14 protein-coding genes are annotated in these 14,932 nt (G+C 62.7%); 3 read left to right on the top strand and 11 right to left on the bottom strand.

Going from position 1 to position 14,932, the window contains the following annotated elements:
• Nucleotides 1-32: 32 nt before the first annotated feature.
• The 10 genes from ACI2I1_RS04430 to ACI2I1_RS04385 all read right to left on the bottom strand — a co-directional run bounded on the left by ACI2I1_RS04430 (nucleotide 33) and on the right by ACI2I1_RS04385 (nucleotide 8,820).
• Complete coding sequence (locus ACI2I1_RS04430) at nucleotides 33-248, bottom strand: hypothetical protein (protein ID WP_404678072.1); 216 nt, start codon at nucleotides 246-248, stop codon at nucleotides 33-35.
• Nucleotides 245-397: a cbb3-type cytochrome oxidase assembly protein CcoS gene (gene ccoS, locus ACI2I1_RS04425; protein WP_404678071.1), complete on the bottom strand. Its 153-nt coding sequence runs from the start codon at nucleotides 395-397 to the stop codon at nucleotides 245-247. The genes ACI2I1_RS04430 and ccoS overlap by 4 nt, the downstream gene beginning before the upstream one ends.
• Complete coding sequence (locus ACI2I1_RS04420; RefSeq protein ID WP_404678070.1) at nucleotides 394-2,517, bottom strand: heavy metal translocating P-type ATPase; 2,124 nt, start codon at nucleotides 2,515-2,517, stop codon at nucleotides 394-396. Before ACI2I1_RS04420 ends, ccoS begins: the two co-directional genes overlap by 4 nt.
• Nucleotides 2,514-2,963 carry a FixH family protein gene (locus ACI2I1_RS04415; RefSeq protein ID WP_404678069.1) on the bottom strand — a complete coding sequence of 150 codons (450 nt, stop codon included), beginning with the start codon at nucleotides 2,961-2,963 and terminating at the stop codon, nucleotides 2,514-2,516. The genes ACI2I1_RS04420 and ACI2I1_RS04415 overlap by 4 nt, the downstream gene beginning before the upstream one ends.
• Nucleotides 2,960-4,540 (bottom strand): cytochrome c oxidase accessory protein CcoG, encoded by a 1,581-nt coding sequence (gene ccoG / locus ACI2I1_RS04410; RefSeq protein WP_404678068.1) that lies wholly within the window; start codon nucleotides 4,538-4,540, stop codon nucleotides 2,960-2,962. Before ccoG ends, ACI2I1_RS04415 begins: the two co-directional genes overlap by 4 nt.
• Nucleotides 4,527-5,438 (bottom strand): cytochrome-c oxidase, cbb3-type subunit III, encoded by a 912-nt coding sequence (gene ccoP, locus ACI2I1_RS04405; protein WP_404678067.1) that lies wholly within the window; start codon nucleotides 5,436-5,438, stop codon nucleotides 4,527-4,529. Before ccoP ends, ccoG begins: the two co-directional genes overlap by 14 nt.
• On the bottom strand, nucleotides 5,428-5,592 hold the full coding sequence (locus ACI2I1_RS04400; RefSeq protein ID WP_404678066.1) for a cbb3-type cytochrome oxidase subunit 3: 165 nt from the start codon (nucleotides 5,590-5,592) through the stop codon (nucleotides 5,428-5,430). Before ACI2I1_RS04400 ends, ccoP begins: the two co-directional genes overlap by 11 nt.
• Nucleotides 5,589-6,353 (bottom strand): cytochrome-c oxidase, cbb3-type subunit II, encoded by a 765-nt coding sequence (gene ccoO, locus ACI2I1_RS04395; RefSeq protein WP_404678065.1) that lies wholly within the window; start codon nucleotides 6,351-6,353, stop codon nucleotides 5,589-5,591. Before ccoO ends, ACI2I1_RS04400 begins: the two co-directional genes overlap by 4 nt.
• A gap of 12 nt (nucleotides 6,354-6,365) precedes the next feature.
• Entirely contained in the window at nucleotides 6,366-8,039 is a 1,674-nt protein-coding gene (ccoN, locus tag ACI2I1_RS04390; RefSeq protein WP_404678064.1) for a cytochrome-c oxidase, cbb3-type subunit I, read from the bottom strand.
• A 79-nt stretch (nucleotides 8,040-8,118) separates the two neighbouring features.
• Nucleotides 8,119-8,820: a helix-turn-helix domain-containing protein gene (locus ACI2I1_RS04385; protein WP_404678063.1), complete on the bottom strand. Its 702-nt coding sequence runs from the start codon at nucleotides 8,818-8,820 to the stop codon at nucleotides 8,119-8,121.
• A 144-nt stretch (nucleotides 8,821-8,964) separates the two neighbouring features.
• Between ACI2I1_RS04385 and ACI2I1_RS04380 the strand changes: the two genes are divergently transcribed.
• Entirely contained in the window at nucleotides 8,965-9,633 is a 669-nt protein-coding gene (locus ACI2I1_RS04380) for an OmpW family protein (protein ID WP_404678062.1), read from the top strand.
• A gap of 211 nt (nucleotides 9,634-9,844) precedes the next feature.
• On the top strand, nucleotides 9,845-11,029 hold the full coding sequence (locus ACI2I1_RS04375) for a molybdopterin molybdotransferase MoeA (protein ID WP_404678061.1): 1,185 nt from the start codon (nucleotides 9,845-9,847) through the stop codon (nucleotides 11,027-11,029).
• Nucleotides 11,030-11,054: 25 nt separating this feature from the next.
• Here the strand turns inward: ACI2I1_RS04375 and fdhD are convergent, their stop codons facing one another.
• On the bottom strand, nucleotides 11,055-12,437 hold the full coding sequence (gene fdhD, locus ACI2I1_RS04370) for a formate dehydrogenase accessory sulfurtransferase FdhD (RefSeq protein ID WP_404678060.1): 1,383 nt from the start codon (nucleotides 12,435-12,437) through the stop codon (nucleotides 11,055-11,057).
• A gap of 189 nt (nucleotides 12,438-12,626) precedes the next feature.
• Between fdhD and ACI2I1_RS04365 the strand changes: the two genes are divergently transcribed.
• Nucleotides 12,627-14,930 carry an FdhF/YdeP family oxidoreductase gene (locus ACI2I1_RS04365; RefSeq protein WP_404678059.1) on the top strand — a complete coding sequence of 768 codons (2,304 nt, stop codon included), beginning with the start codon at nucleotides 12,627-12,629 and terminating at the stop codon, nucleotides 14,928-14,930.
• Nucleotides 14,931-14,932: the final 2 nt, after the last annotated feature.

Raw genomic sequence — 14,932 nt, 5'->3', positions numbered from 1 at the left:
GCCATCTTCGATGGACCGGTGAGACTCCCTCGTCATTGAGCCAGATCAAATTTCCTGCGGCAGCTGCCGGCATGACAAGCCTTGCCGGGGCATGAGGGTGTGGGTGTTTTCTTCCGTTTGATGGGTATTTCGATCGCGGCGCCACTGCACAGTTTCGCCGTGATGCTGTCGCCGGAAGATGCGGGAGCCGCCGGGCTCAATGCAAGCGGCACGAGCGCCAGCAGCGCGGCATAGAACGGGCCGCTCATTTATCGTCTTCCTCGTCGTTGATAAGAATTCGCTGGGCAGCGCCGTCCAGATCTTCGAATTGGCCTTTCCGCATCGCCCAGAAGAAAGCGGCGAGGCCGAGCAGGCCGAGGCCCAGCGCTACCGGGATGAGCAGGGCAAGACCGGTCATCGTGCAATTCTCGCTAGACGCAGCGAATTGCCGACCACGACAAGAGAGCTCAGCGACATGGCCACCGCCGCTATCAGCGGAGTGACCAGTCCGGCCAACGCGAGAGGAATGGCCAAAATATTGTAGACGATGGCGAAACCGAAATTCTGCCTTATGATCCGCATGGTTCTCCGGGCTATGGTCACTGCCAGAGCAACCGGCATCAGATCGTTGCCGAGAAAGACCGCATCGGCAGCTTGCTGGCTGATGTCACTTGCACATGCCGGGGCGATAGAGGCGTGGGCGGCCGCAAGCGCGGGACTGTCGTTTATGCCATCCCCGATCATTAGCGGGCGCCTGCCGCTTGCCTTCCACCGGTTGAGCAGGGACAATTTTTCTTCCGGCAGCAATGCGGCTTCGAAATCGGTGCCAAGGATGCGCGCCACGGGGGCGACCGACGCCGCTCGATCGCCGGACACGATATGACTATCCAGCCCTTCGGTTTTAAGACGCGCGATGACCTCGGCGCAGTCGGAGCGCAGAGGATCGGCGAAGGTGATGACGGTGGTGTTGTCGCCGACACGCAGGCTGGTCGCCAGCGCTCCGTATTCGCCAGATGGCCGTTCAAGCGCAACCGGCACCGGGCCCAGTCGCCCAGATACCCCTAGGCCCCCGCGTTCGCTGATGTCGGCGACCGGTGCGGGGATGACCCCTCCCGCTGCCAAAACGCGCGCGAGCCCCTTGCTCAAGGGATGGCGGCTGGTCTGTGCGAGCGCCAGTGCGATGGCTGCTTCTTCAGGTGAAAGCTCGCCGATGCGCGGCACGGGTTCGCCCAAGGTCAACGTGCCGGTCTTGTCGAACAAGGCCATATCGACTTCCGCCAGCCGTTCGAGTGCACTGCCGTCCTTCACCAGCAGCCCGCGTCTGGCGAGCGCACCAGAGGCTACGACTTGTGCAGCCGGAACCGCAAGTCCCATGGCGCAGGGGCAAGTAATGATCAGTACGGCGATCGCGATCACCAGCGATTGATACCAACCGGCGCCCGCTACCATCCATCCCGCGAAAGCGAGCAGGGCAAGCGAATGCACGGCAGGCGCATAAATCCGCGATGCGCGGTCGGCTATGCGAACATAGCTGCTGCGTGATTGGCCTGCTTCATCCATCAGGCGGGTGATTTCGGCGAGCACGGTCTGGGAGGCGGCCGCGGTGATGCGAATGCGCACGGCACCGCCCAGATTGATGGCGCCGGCATGGGCGAGGTCACCAACCCCCGCAGGTACGGGCTGGCTTTCTCCGGTCAGCATCGAATTGTCGAAACTTGTGAGGCCTTTTTCCACCACACCGTCCGCGGCGAGCGCCTCGCCCGGAGCGACCAGCATCAGCATGCCCTGTTCGAGATTCTCCGCCGCGATTGACGTGGAGCTTCCGTTTTGCTGCAGGACGGTTGCGCTGCGACCCATTTTCGACAGCAGGGCCCCTATCCCAGCGCGGGCCTTGTTTCGCATCGCGGAATCCAGGGCCCTGCCTGCGAGCAGGAAGAAGAGCAGCATGACTGCCCCGTCGAAATAGGCATGCGCGCCGCCGGTCAGCGTTTCATAGAGGCTCAGGCCCGTGGCCAAGAGAACGCCGATACTGATCGGCACGTCCATATTGGTCCGCGCATTTTTCAGAGCCATGGCAGCGCTTGAGAAAAAGGGACGTCCGGAATAGACAACCACGGGGAGGGCGATGAGCGCGGACAGCCAGTGGAACAGTTCGCGCGTGACACCGCCAGCGCCCGACCAGATGCTGACGGAAAGAAGCATGACGTTCATCATGCCGAAGCCGGCGACCGCCAGGGCGCGGAAGAGGGATTTGGCTTCGAGATCGTCCTGCGCCAGCGGATTATCCGAGGCAAGCTGTGCCTCGAACCCGATGCGGGCGATGGCTTCGACCAGATCCGCTTCGCTGAGATTGTGCTGGTGGCGGATGGTGACTTTCTTGGCGGAGAGGTTGACCCGCGCGGTTTCGACCCCCTCCAGCTCGCCCAGTCCGCGCTCGATCTTCGCAATGCACCCGGCACAGCGCATTCCCGGCACGGTGAAACGACTGTCGGCGAGCTGCTGGACAAGGAGGTCTTCGTGGCGGGGAGGAGCGTTCACTGTACTTCCAGCTCATCGATCCAGTGGTCCACGCCCTTGTCGATCACTATGCGGGCGATCCAGCGACCTGCAGGCAGCGGTCTGTCGGTGACATAGCGCCCATCGCCCTCCGGTTTCAGCTCCAGCGTCAGGGTCTCCGGCTTGCCAAGGGGCCGCCTCAATTGCGCGGAAACCTGCGCGTGATCGGGTGCATGGGCGACGTCGGCAAGCAGGTGATCGTCGGGGCCCCGCTTTAGCGCAACCGAATAGCCTAGCCGCTTCGTTTCACGTGCGCGTTCGAGCCAGCCATTGTATTTCTGGCTGGCGACATAGGAGTTTTCGACCACCACGCCGCCAAAGCCGCCGATGGCCACCGATGCCATGTAGAAATTGACGACGACCACTACGGCAAACCCGCAGACCAGTATGATTGCCATGTCCTTGCCGGTGAATATGCGTTTCATCATTCTGTCTCCGGTGCATCGAAGCGGGTTTCCACCGCATCGGTCTCGCGCTGCTGGTCGAGGGAGGTGACGCGGAAGGTCAGGGTTTGCGGGACCGTTCCGGCTGGCGCGGACACATAGGCGCGCACCTGGCGCACGAGATCTGCGGGCACGGTGACCGTCTGCACCGCTGCTGCGTCCCGATAGGCAATGGTGTCCGTCCACATCGCGGCATCCGGCACGCCCTCGATGGCGATTTCCATGTCCCGCGGCCTGCTTTCCATATTGCGCAGCTTGAGCGTGTAGGAATTGCGGATGGACCCATCCGACAAGAGCATGAACGGCGGATTGCGATCAGGCGCCACGGTGAGCTCGGTATGGCTCCGCACGCCGAGGGCGAACAGCAATGCCCCGCCAATGCCGCTCCAGATCATGAAATAGGCGATCGTGCGGGGGCGGAACAAGGTCCGCCAAGGGGACCTGGGTGCGCCTCCCGCTGCCTCGCGCTCGCAATCCTCGAGCGTGGCATAATCGATCAATCCGCGCGGCCGCCCGATGTCGTTCATCACGCGATCGCAGGCATCGATACACAGCGCGCAGGTGATGCAGCCGACCTGCGGTCCCTCGCGAATATCTATTCCGGTGGGGCAGACCTGCACGCATTGCTGGCAGTCGATGCAATCTCCGAACTGGCCGGGATTTCTCTGCGCTTTCTTCACGCTTCCGCGAGGCTCGCCCCGCCAGTCCTTGTAAGTGACCAACAGCGATTTTTCGTCCAGCATCGCAGTCTGGATGCGCGGCCATGGGCACATGTAAATGCACACCTGCTCGCGCATGAAGCCGCCGAGAACCACCGTCGTCATCGTCAGCACGGCTACGGTAACATAGGCGACCGGCGCGGCCTCTCCGCGCCAGAAATCATGCACCAAAGTGGGCGCATCGGCGAAATACATGATCCACGCGCCGCCCGTCCAGAAGCCGATGATAAGGTAGATAGTCCACTTGATGCCGCGCCGGGCGACCTTGCCCCAGGTCCACGGCGCGGCATCGAGCCGCATGCGCGCATTCCGATCGCCGTCGATGAAACGATCGACATGCTGGAAAAGGTCGGTCCACACGGTTTGCGGACAGGCGTAACCGCACCAGGCCCTGCCGACCGCGCTGGTGATCAGGAACAGGCCGATTCCGGCCATGATCAGCAGGCCGGCGACAAAATAGAATTCATGCGGCCAGATTTCGATACCGAACATGTAGAAACGGCGATTGGCCAGATCGACGAGGACTGCCTGATCTGGCGCATAGGGCCCGCGGTCCCATCGCAGCCACGGCGTGACGTAATAGATGCTTAGCGTCACCAGCATCATGAGCCATTTGAAGCGCCGGAAAGGTCCGTCCACGCGCTTGTTATGCACTTGCCTGCGCGGCTCATAGAGCTTTTGTGGGAGGTTCTCCCGCGCAGGTTCATGTTGCTCGTGGCGGCGGGTGGCCGCTTCCGGCCCGGCCACCGCGCTGGAGACCGGGCGGTTGGTCTTGGCGACGCCGCTTTCGACGATTACCGACCAGTCGCGCCGGTCTCCGGATGGATCGTCAGGGCTGGTCATCGACTTTCACCTCGGGATCCGCGGCGACCTCCAAGAAGTCTTCGCCTCCCCCGAGCGAATGGACATAGGCGGCCAGCATCTTGAGGGTCACCGGATCCAGCCTTCCCTCCCATTTGGGCATCATGCCCATGCGCGGATCGAGAATCTGGTGCTTGATCGCATCGCGGCTATTGCCTCGCAGCCAGATCGCATCGCTGAGATCGGGCGCGCCTATTTCGCGGTTGCCAGTGCCCTTGCTGCCGTGACAGGCGGCGCAATTGTCGGCGAAGAGCTGGGCGCCCGCCTGGCTGGCATCGGCCTTGCCGCTCAGTGAAAGAACGTGGTCCACCAGATCATCGAGCTGGCTGCTGTCGAACGCACCGGCAAACGATGGCATCTGGCTGGTTCGGGTCTCGTCATCGCCCGGCTGCCGGATACCATGTGTCAGGGTATAATGGATCGCCTTGAGATCGCCGCCCCACAGCCAGTCGTCGTCATTCAGGTTGGGATAGCCCAGTTCCTGATTGCCGCCCGCTCCCGATCCGTGACACTGTACGCAATTGACGCGGAAGGCTGCGGCACCGCCGGCCACCGCCTGTTGCATCAGTTCGCTGTCTTCCTCCAGCCGTTCGATCGGCACGCGTGCCAGACGTTCGCGCATGGTGGCGCGGGCCTGTTCGGCAGCGCTCATTTCCTCGGCAAGCTGGCCGCGGCTCGACCAGCCGAGGACGCCTTCGGTCGCCTTGTCGATCATGGGCCACGCCGGATAAGCGATCACGTAGCCGATCGCGAAAACGATCGTCAGATAGAAAGTCCAGAGCCACCAGCGGGGAAGCGGGGTATCGAGTTCCTCGATCCCGTCCCATTCATGCCCGACAGTCGGAACGCCGGTCGGTTCGTCGATCCGCTTATTCGCCATCGTCTTCCCCCTCGAATATCAGCGTTGCGGCGGCCTGGTTGCGCTTGCTGGCGCCGGGCCTGAAGGGCCAGGCACACAAACCCACGAACAGGGCGAGCATGACGACGAGCGCATAGCTGTCGGCGAAATGACGCAGGGTTTCGTAAAAGCTCATCGCCCTTTCTCCTCGGCCAGTTCTTCAAGGGGCGCGGCGCTGTCGAAATCGACCAGCGTGCCGAGCATCTGTAGATAGGCGATCAGCGCATCCATTTCGGTCAGTTTGTCAGGATTGCCGTCGAAGTCGCGGATCTGCGCCTTGGGATAACGTGCGGCCAAATCGCCGGGATCGGCATCGGGGTCGGCTTGGGCCAGCATGTCTGCCTCGGCGTTCTCGAGATCGTCCTTGGAATAGGGGACGCCAACCCGCATCAGTGCGGTGATGGTGGCCTCGGGGTCGCCGATGGCGAGCGGAGTTTCCTTTAGGAAGCCATATTGCGGCATGACGCTTTCCGGCACCACGCTCTGCGGATCGGTCAGATGCTGGACGTGCCATTCGTCGGAATAGCGCCCACCGACGCGCGCCAGGTCCGGCCCGGTGCGCTTGGACCCCCATTGGAAGGGGTGGTCGTACATGCTTTCCGCAGCGAGGCTGTAATGGCCATAGCGTTCCACTTCGTCGCGGAACGGGCGGATCATCTGGCTGTGACAAACATAACAGCCTTCGCGGATGTATATGTCGCGCCCGGCCTGCTCCAGGGGCGTGTAGGGCCGTACTCCCTCCACTTCCTCGATCGTATTCTCGAGATAGAACAGCGGAGTGATCTGGACGAGGCCGCCGATCACCACGGTCACGAAAGTGCCGATGGCAAGCAGCGTGATGTTGCGTTCGAGCCGTTTATGGCCCTTGACGGTTTCGTCGACGACGGGATCGGTCATAATCTTATGATCCTATTCGGCCGGAACGGCGCTGGGCTGATTGACGATGGGGCGATCTGCTTGCGGATCGTAAGCCGCGTCGCGCAGGGGCATTTCCTCGCGCAGCTTTCCGGCAAGCGTCATCCAGATGTTGTAGGTCATGATGATGGCCCCGCCGAGGTACATCAGCCCACCGACCGTGCGCATGACATACATGGGGAACATGGCGGCGACGCTGTCCGCGAAGGACCAGACGAGATAGCCGTCGGGTCCGTATTCGCGCCACATCAACCCTTGCTGGATCCCCGCGACCCACATGCTGGCCGCGTAGAAAACGATGCCGAGGGCAGCGAGCCAGAAGTGCCAATTGATCATGCGCAGCGAATACATCCGCTGACGCTTCCACAGGCGCGGCACGAGGAAATACATGCAGGCGAAGGTGATCATGCCGTTCCATCCCAGCGCGCCAGAATGCACGTGGCCGATGGTCCAGTCGGTGTAATGGCTGAGGCTGTTGACGCTCTTGATCGACAGCATCGGGCCTTCGAAGGTGCTCATGCCGTAAAAGGCCAGCGCCATAACCATCATGCGGATGATCGGGTCTGTGCGGACCTTGTCCCACGCGCCGTTGAGCGTCATCAGGCCGTTGATCATGCCGCCCCAGCTGGGCATCCACAGCATGATCGAGAACACCATGCCCAGGGTCTGCGCCCAGTCGGGCAGGGCCGTGTAATGAAGATGGTGCGGTCCGGCCCAGATGTAGAGGAAGATCAGCGACCAGAAGTGGATGATCGATAGGCGGTAGCTGTAGACCGGGCGCTCCGCCTGCTTGGGGACGAAGTAATACATCATCGCCAGAAAGCCTGCGGTGAGGAAGAAGCCGACAGCGTTGTGGCCGTACCACCACTGCGTCAGCGCATCCTGCACCCCGGCAAAGGCGCTATAGCTTTTCGCGCCCAGAAAGCTGACCGGCACGGCCAGATTGTTGACGATGTGGAGCATCGCGATGGTGATGATGAAAGCGAGATAGAACCAGTTCGCCACATAAATGTGCGGTTCTTTCCGCTTGGCGAGCGTGCCGACGAAGACCACGAAATAGGCCACCCAGACGATCGTCAGCCACAGGTCGACATACCATTCGGGCTCAGCATATTCTTTAGATTGCGTGACGCCGAGAAGGTAACCGGTCGCCGCCAGGACGATGAAGAGCTGATACCCCCAGAAGACGAAGCGGGCGAGGCCCGGGAACGCCAGCTGCGTACGGCAGGTGCGTTGCACCACGTAGAAACTGGTCGCCAGCAAGGCGTTGCCGCCGAAGGCGAAGATGACCGCGCTCGTATGCAGGGGGCGCAGCCGCCCGAAATTGAGATAGGGTTCGATATTGAGCCAGGGAAACGCCAGCTGCGAAGCGATGAAGACACCGGCAAGCAAGCCTGCCAGGCCCCAGAACATGGTCGCGATCACGCCCCAGCGGATCGGGTCGTCATCGTAGCGCGAGGGTCCTTCGGGCATCTGGAAAAAGCCTTGGGCCTTGCCCACCGGATCGAAGCGGGATGCGCTCATCCAGATCATGACGAAAGCGACGAGGGCGATGATGGTGGCGTGCGCCGCAAACCCGCTGTCGGCGGCTCCGACGGCGGCAGCCAGCGCCGCGAGCATGATCAGGAACCACAGGCCCACTCGGCCAAGTGCCGTTTCCGCTTGCATAGAATACTCCCTATTTGCGGCGCGGGTTAAGCGCGGGGGCCGCGGGTCGCATTGACCCAGATCAAATTCGCAAAAGAAATCATGCCGCCTCACACAGGAAACCGGCCCGGCCATGCAGGGCCGCCAGATCGTTCAGGATGATGCCCGATCGCCCCACGGTTTCGATCGCGCCTTCGGCCCGAAGCGCGCTGAGGCGGCGGCTGACGGTCTCGATCGTCAGGCCCAGGCTCTCGGCAATGTCGCGCCGGGACATCGGCAGGTCGAGCAGGATTCGGCCTTCCTGCACATTGCCGATGCGGTCGGCCATGCCGATCAGGAAGATGGCGATGCGTTCGGATGCGGTCTTGCGCCCCAGCGCGATGGCTTTCTCGCGGCACCGCTGCAGCGACATGGTCGCTCTATCGAGCAGGCAGCCCATCACTGTCGCGTCGTCCGCCGCAAGCTCCAGAAAATCCGCAGTGGGAAAGCTCACGATCCGGCATTGCCGAAGCGCGCAGACGGAATAGGCATAATGGTCGCGCCGCGGCACGCTCAGCATTTCGCCGCCAAAGTGAAATGCGACGATCTGGTCGCGCGATCGGGAGGCGTGCGCGACCAGCTTGATCGCCCCTCTCGCGAGGAACAGGATATGCGGCCCGGTATCGCTGAAGTCGAGCGACTGATCGCACTCCAGCTTCTCGTATCGGGCGAGCGACTGGAAGCGGAGGTGCGCCGCATCGGACAAGCCGGCGGGCAATATGCGCATGGCGAAATGATCGAAGGCATCGGGCAGCGAGTTCATGGCGCTTCGTGTCGCCGTGATTGCGTGCCGGTTCCTTGATCTGGATCAAGGAAGGCCGGAAAATCCCGCCCTATTGCGCCCTCAGCCGCTGCAACCACCCTGAGCCGCGCGGTGCGGCTACTGCGGCGCTAGAGGTGAATTCAGATGAAAAGGTATCTCGCACTTGCCCTCGCCGGAGCAGCCATCGCCGCCGCCCCGGCTCACGCGCAGGACAGCGATGGCAAGGTGCAGGTCAAACTGCTCGGCAGCTATGTCATTCCCGACGGCAAGATCACCGCGGTGAACGAGGACATCGTGGGGCTACCCGACACGCTGCAGACCGAGGCGAATGAAAATTTCGTCCCCACTTTGGCAGTCGAATATTTCGTCAGCCCGAATTTCTCGGTCGAGACGATCTGCTGCATGACCCAGCACGATGTCGATGCCGTATCGGGCCTCCCGAATGCCGAACTCGTGTCTGATGCCAAGCTCATTCCCGCCACGCTGACGGCCAAATACCATCTCGATGCCGGCGCTGTGAAGCCATATGTCGGCGCAGGCGCGACCTATTTCTGGTGGGTCGATGTGGAGCCGGGCGCCGATACCATCCCGCTCGGCGTCACGCGCACGACGCTGTCGGACGAGCTGGGGCTGGTCCTTCAGGCCGGCACCGACATTGCGATCGGCGATCAGGGCCTCGGCCTGACGATCGACGCCAAACGCTATTTCGTCGACACTACGGCGCGCTGGTATGCGGGCGACACGCTGGCCATCGAAACCGAGCACAAGCTCGATCCCTGGGTCCTGAGCGCAGGTGTGAGCTATCGCTTCTGACCGAAGAGGCCGTCGACCCGTCATAACTGAGCGCGGCTTGTGCAAGGCCCCGGGATGCCACGTCCCGGGGGTTTTTGTATGCGCCTGCCGGATTCGAAGTTGCGCTGGCGAAGTTTATGCCGGATCGCTGCCGTGGAACCCGCCTGCGATACCGCCTCCCATCAAGAGGCAGTATGGACGCAAGGCTCGAACGAAAAGGTCCGGCGCGACAGTGATCAGCTACGAAGAAGCCCTCTCACGCATACTTTCCGCAGTGCATCGCTTGCCGAGCGAGACGATACCGATCGCGCAGGCTGCAGGGCGGTTCCTTGCTCAGGACGTGCGTGCCGCAATCGATGCGCCCCGCGCGGATGTCTCGGCGATGGACGGCTATGCGGTCAGGATCGCCGATGCTGCGGGCGAGGGCACCCTGACGATGATCGGGGAAGCGGCAGCGGGCGCACCGTTTGCTGGGCATCTGAACGCGGGCGAAGCCGTACGCATCTTCACCGGCGCGCATTTGCCAATGGGCGCCGATTGCGTCGTGATGCAGGAATATGCCGAACGCGACGGTGACAAAGTTCGCTTTCGGCAAGGCTTCGGGCCGGCGCGCCATATCCGCACGAAAGCCAGCGATTTCTCTGCCGGGGACGTCCTTCTCGAAAAGGGGCAGCGTCTCGATCCCAGGGCCATGGTCTCGCTTGCCGGGGCCGACATGGCCACGGTCGAGGTCGCCCGCCGTCCGCGCATCGCGCTTATCGCCACGGGCGATGAACTGGCCGATCCGGGCCATGCCGCGCAATCGGCGCATGCCATTCCGGAATCGGGAAGCTTCGGTGTCGCCGCACTGGCCGAAAGCCGGGGCGCGGTAATCTCGGCGCGGATGACCGGGCGCGACGAACTGGACAGCCTGGCGCGTTTCGCGCGGGACGCCCTGGAAAGCGCCGACTGTGTCGTGGTCATCGGCGGCGCTTCGGTCGGCGATCACGATCTCGCCCGCCCGATGTTCGCGGGGACCGGGCTTGAAGAGCATTTCGCGAAAGTGGCGATAAAGCCGGGCAAGCCCGTGTGGTTCGGCATGGCGGGGGAAAAGCCCGTGCTTGGCCTGCCGGGCAATCCCTCCTCCGCCATGGTGACGGCCCGCCTGTTCCTCGCGCCTCTGATCGCGGCGTTGCAGGGCGGACGGGCGGGTGCCGAAACGCAGTTCATGCCGCATCTGCTTGCCGCCGACCTGCCGCCCAACGGATCGCGCGAAACTTTCGTGAGGGCGCGTGCCACCCAAGAGGGGCTGCTACCCGCCAGTAACCAGGAAAGCGGTGCGCAGGCCCCGCTCGCCGCAAGCGACTGGCTGATCCGCCGCGCCGTGGGTGCGGATGCCGCCGCCGCCGGAAGCGTGGTGCAGGCGCTGGCCTTCTGATCCCGTCGCGGCGAAATCCGGCCGCCTAATCTTTCGCAGGTCTGCGCCTGCGCGGGAACAGCCCGTGCGGATCGTTCATGACCAGCGCCGTGTCGCTGCGCGCAAGGGTCAGCAGCGTGAGCCTGCCCTCGCGCGCACGCTGGATGGCGAGGGTGGACGGCGCGCTGATCGTGACCAGCATCGGTATCCCGCAGCGCACGGTCTTCTCCACCAGTTCCTGACTGCACCGCGCGGAAAGCAGCACGAAACCCTGTTCATGATCGACACCTTGCCGGTCGAGCGCACCGATCAGCTTGTCGAGCGCGTTATGCCGCCCGACGTCTTCGCGCAGCAGCATGATCTTGCCATCGAAGGAACAGAATGCAGCGGCATGGGCCGCCCCGGTAGCCCGGCCCAGCTCCTGATGTGACCGCATCCCCGACAGCGCCCGGTTCACGGCTGCATGGCCGGCCCGCGGCTGGGCGGCAACCGGCTGCAGCGGGGCCAGCGCGGCGGCGATGGAATCGATGCCGCAGATGCCGCAGCCGCTTTCCGAAACCCGGCTGCGGGCACGTTCGGCAACGCGCGGAACGCTGGATGCGGGAAGGTTTGCGCGCGCGATCCAGCCTCCGCCTGTTTCGAACAGGGAAACTTCGCCGATCTCGTTTTGCCGGGCCAGCCCTTCGCTAAGCGAGAAGCCGGTCACGAAATCTTCCAGATCGGTGGGCGTGGCCATCATCACGGCATAGCCGATGCCGTTATATTCGATGGCCACCGGCACTTCGACGGGGACGATGCGCGTGGCTTCCTCCGCCTGCCCGGTCTCGAAATCAAGCTCGTAAGCGCCGTACACATCGGCTGCCGCCCCCAGCGCGCTCGTCTTCTCCAGTGCATCGAGCGCGGCTGGTGTGTTCACATTCACGATCTCGCGGCCCGCATAGTCCACCATGCGCGCACCGCAGGCTTCGATCCACGAAAGGACCGATCGGTTGCCGGCTTTCAGATGCTCCTCCAGCGCCTCTGCCAGATCGCTTGGCCAGAACCCAAACAGCCAGTGCCGGTGGAGGGCTGCCGGACCTGAGCCCGCAAGACGCCCCAGCAATCCATCCGGCACAGGATGCGCATCGACCGGCACGCTCAGTACCGCATCGAAACCACGATCGCGTGCATGGGTAAGGGCAGCGCATAGTCCGCCGAGCGGTCCGAGGCCGCGTTCCGGAATGTCCTGCAAGCGGACTGCCGATTGCGGAATGTCTTCATGGAAGCCGCCGCAGACCACCACATCATCGCATTCAGCGAATAACGCCCGTACCGAATGGCTCAACAGGGACCCGCCCTGCCATTCGGCAGCGCTTTTGTCGGAGCCGAAACGGCTGCTCTGGCCGCCTGCAAGGACAGCTCCGAGAACGCGGGAAGGCTGTTCCGTCAATGCGATGCTCCCATGCCGAATGTCATCGCAAAGCGATTACACCGTCCGGGCGATATGCCAACCGTGGAGAAGGACCATCTGGGCGCGCGAGAACCGTTCTCGATCCCTTGCGTTTATCGACCGGCGACGGTCTTGCTACGCCCGCTTTCAGGGTTCAGGATGCGCCGGGAAAACGAGCAGGACAGATGTATGGCCGACGATAGCGCACATAAGCCCAAGGATCTCCCGCACTCGCCCGGCCCCGCCGGTGGCTGGGGCTCGATGAAGGGCATTGCCAGCATCTACGGCGAAACCTGGGCATCGCCCGGTGCGCTCGACAGCCTGCGCCGTCTGAACAAGCCCAAGGGCGTGATGTGCATGTCCTGTGCCTGGCCGAAGCCGGCCAATTATTCCGCTTTCGAATTCTGTGAGAACGGCGCCAAGGCGACCTTGTGGGAACTGACCAAGGATCGCTGCACGCCCGAATTTTTCGCCGCCGAAGGCCATACGCTGGCCGAGCTGCGCGAATGGTCGGACCATGAGTTGGAGAAATCCGGACGCCTGACGCATCCGATGAAATACGACCCGGCATCGGACCGCTATGTCCCGATTGACTGGGACACGGCCTTTGCCGAAATCGGTACCACGCTGCGCGACCTGCCGCGCGAAGACGTGGTTTTCTATGCTTCCGGCCATGCCGGGCTTGAAGCGTCTTATCTCTATGCGCTGCTGGCGCGCGCTTATGGCAACAACAATTTGCCGCAAAGCTCCAACATGTGCCACGAAACGACGTCGGTCGGTCTGACCAAGGTGATCGGATCGCCGGTGGGCACGGTGACGTTCGAAGATCTCGCCGAGACGGACTGTTATTTCTATTTCGGCCAGAATCCCGGCACCAACAGCCCACGTTTCCTGCACAATCTGAAAGACCTGAAGGACCGCGGCGGCAAGATCGTCACCTTCAATCCGGTGATCGAGCAGGGGCTGGTCTCCTTCGTCGATCCGCAAAGCCCGTTGGAGATGATGACCGGCAAGGAAACCATCATTTCCGATCAGTACCATCAGCTGAAGGCAGGGGGCGATGTCGCCGCCATCCTTGGCCTTTGCAAGGTGGTGGTCGAAGCGGACGATGCCGCTCAAGCCGAAGGCAGGCGCGAGGTCATTGACCATGATTTCATCAAGCAGCACACGACCGGTTTCGACGAGTTCATCGCCTGTTGCCGCGATGCGCAGTGGAGCGACATCGAGAATGCCAGCGGTTTGACGGAAAGCGCGCTGCGCGATGCGGCGCAGGTCTATATCGCAGCCGAAAAGACTATCGGCGTCTATGGGATGGGATTCACCCAGCATACGTATGGTGCGCTCAACATCGCGATGATAGTCAACCTGCTGTTGCTCAAGGGCAATATCGGGCGGCCCGGCACCGGCTGTTGCCCGGTGCGCGGCCATTCCAACGTCCAGGGGCAGCGCACGGTCGGCGTCGCCGAGAAAGCCCATCTGGTGCCGTTGGACAAGCTCAAGCAATTGTTCGATTTCGACCCGCCGACCAAGGACGGCATGCATGTCGTCGACGCCGTGCAGGGCCTTATCGAAGGCAAGGTCCGCGGCTTTATCTCGCTGGGCGGTAATCTCGTTCGGGCCGTGCCCGATCAGAAGCGGATGGAGGAAGCCTGGGCCAGTCAGGATCTGGTCGTCATGGTCTCGACCAAGCTCAATCGCAGCCATCTCTATCCCGGCAAGGCGGCCTATATCCTCCCGTGCCTGGGCCGTTCCGAAGTGGATCAGCAGGCGACGGGCAACCAGGCGGTCACCAGCGAGGACAGCTTCTCGATGATCAATGGATCGGTGGGCCATCGTCCGCCCGCATCCGAACTTCTCAAGAGCGAGCTGGCCATCGTGACGGGCATCGCCAAGGCCACGCTCGACCCGAACCCCAAGCTGAAATGGGATGAATGGACAGCGGATTATTCGCTGGTGCGCGACCTCATCGAATATACCTATCCGGGCGATTTTCACGATTTCAACCGGCGCATGTTCCAGGCCGGCGGCTTCTGGCGCGGCAATCCCGCGCGCGAACGGGTGTGGAAGACCGATAGCGGAAAGGCCGTCATCACCACGCCGCCGCACCTTACCTCGCTGGGTTTCGAGGACAAGCCGGGTCGCTATCGCCTGATGACGCTGCGATCGAACGACCAGTTCAACACCACCGTCTATGGCTATTCCGACCGCTTCCGCGGGATCGAGGGCACGCGCGATGTGGTGCTGATGAACCCCGACGATATCGCCGAGGCAGGCCTGTCGGACGGTGATATGGTCACGCTGGTGACCGATTATGACCGCGACGACGTGGAACGGCAGCTGGCCGGGCTCAAGCTGGTTGCCTACAAGCTGCCGCGCGGGACGATCGCCGGGTACTATCCCGAATGCAATGTGCTGGTGCCGATCACCCACCATGACGAGATATCGAAGACTCCCGCATCGAAATCGATCCCGGTGAAGGTGGTCGCCGGCTGACC

Origin of the sequence: Qipengyuania sp. NPDC077563, assembly GCF_044901345.1 — a bacterium.
GTDB lineage: Bacteria > Pseudomonadota > Alphaproteobacteria > Sphingomonadales > Sphingomonadaceae > Qipengyuania > Qipengyuania aestuarii.
Note: the sequence above shows the minus strand (reverse complement) of the source record. Positions and strands in the feature narration are given on the sequence as shown.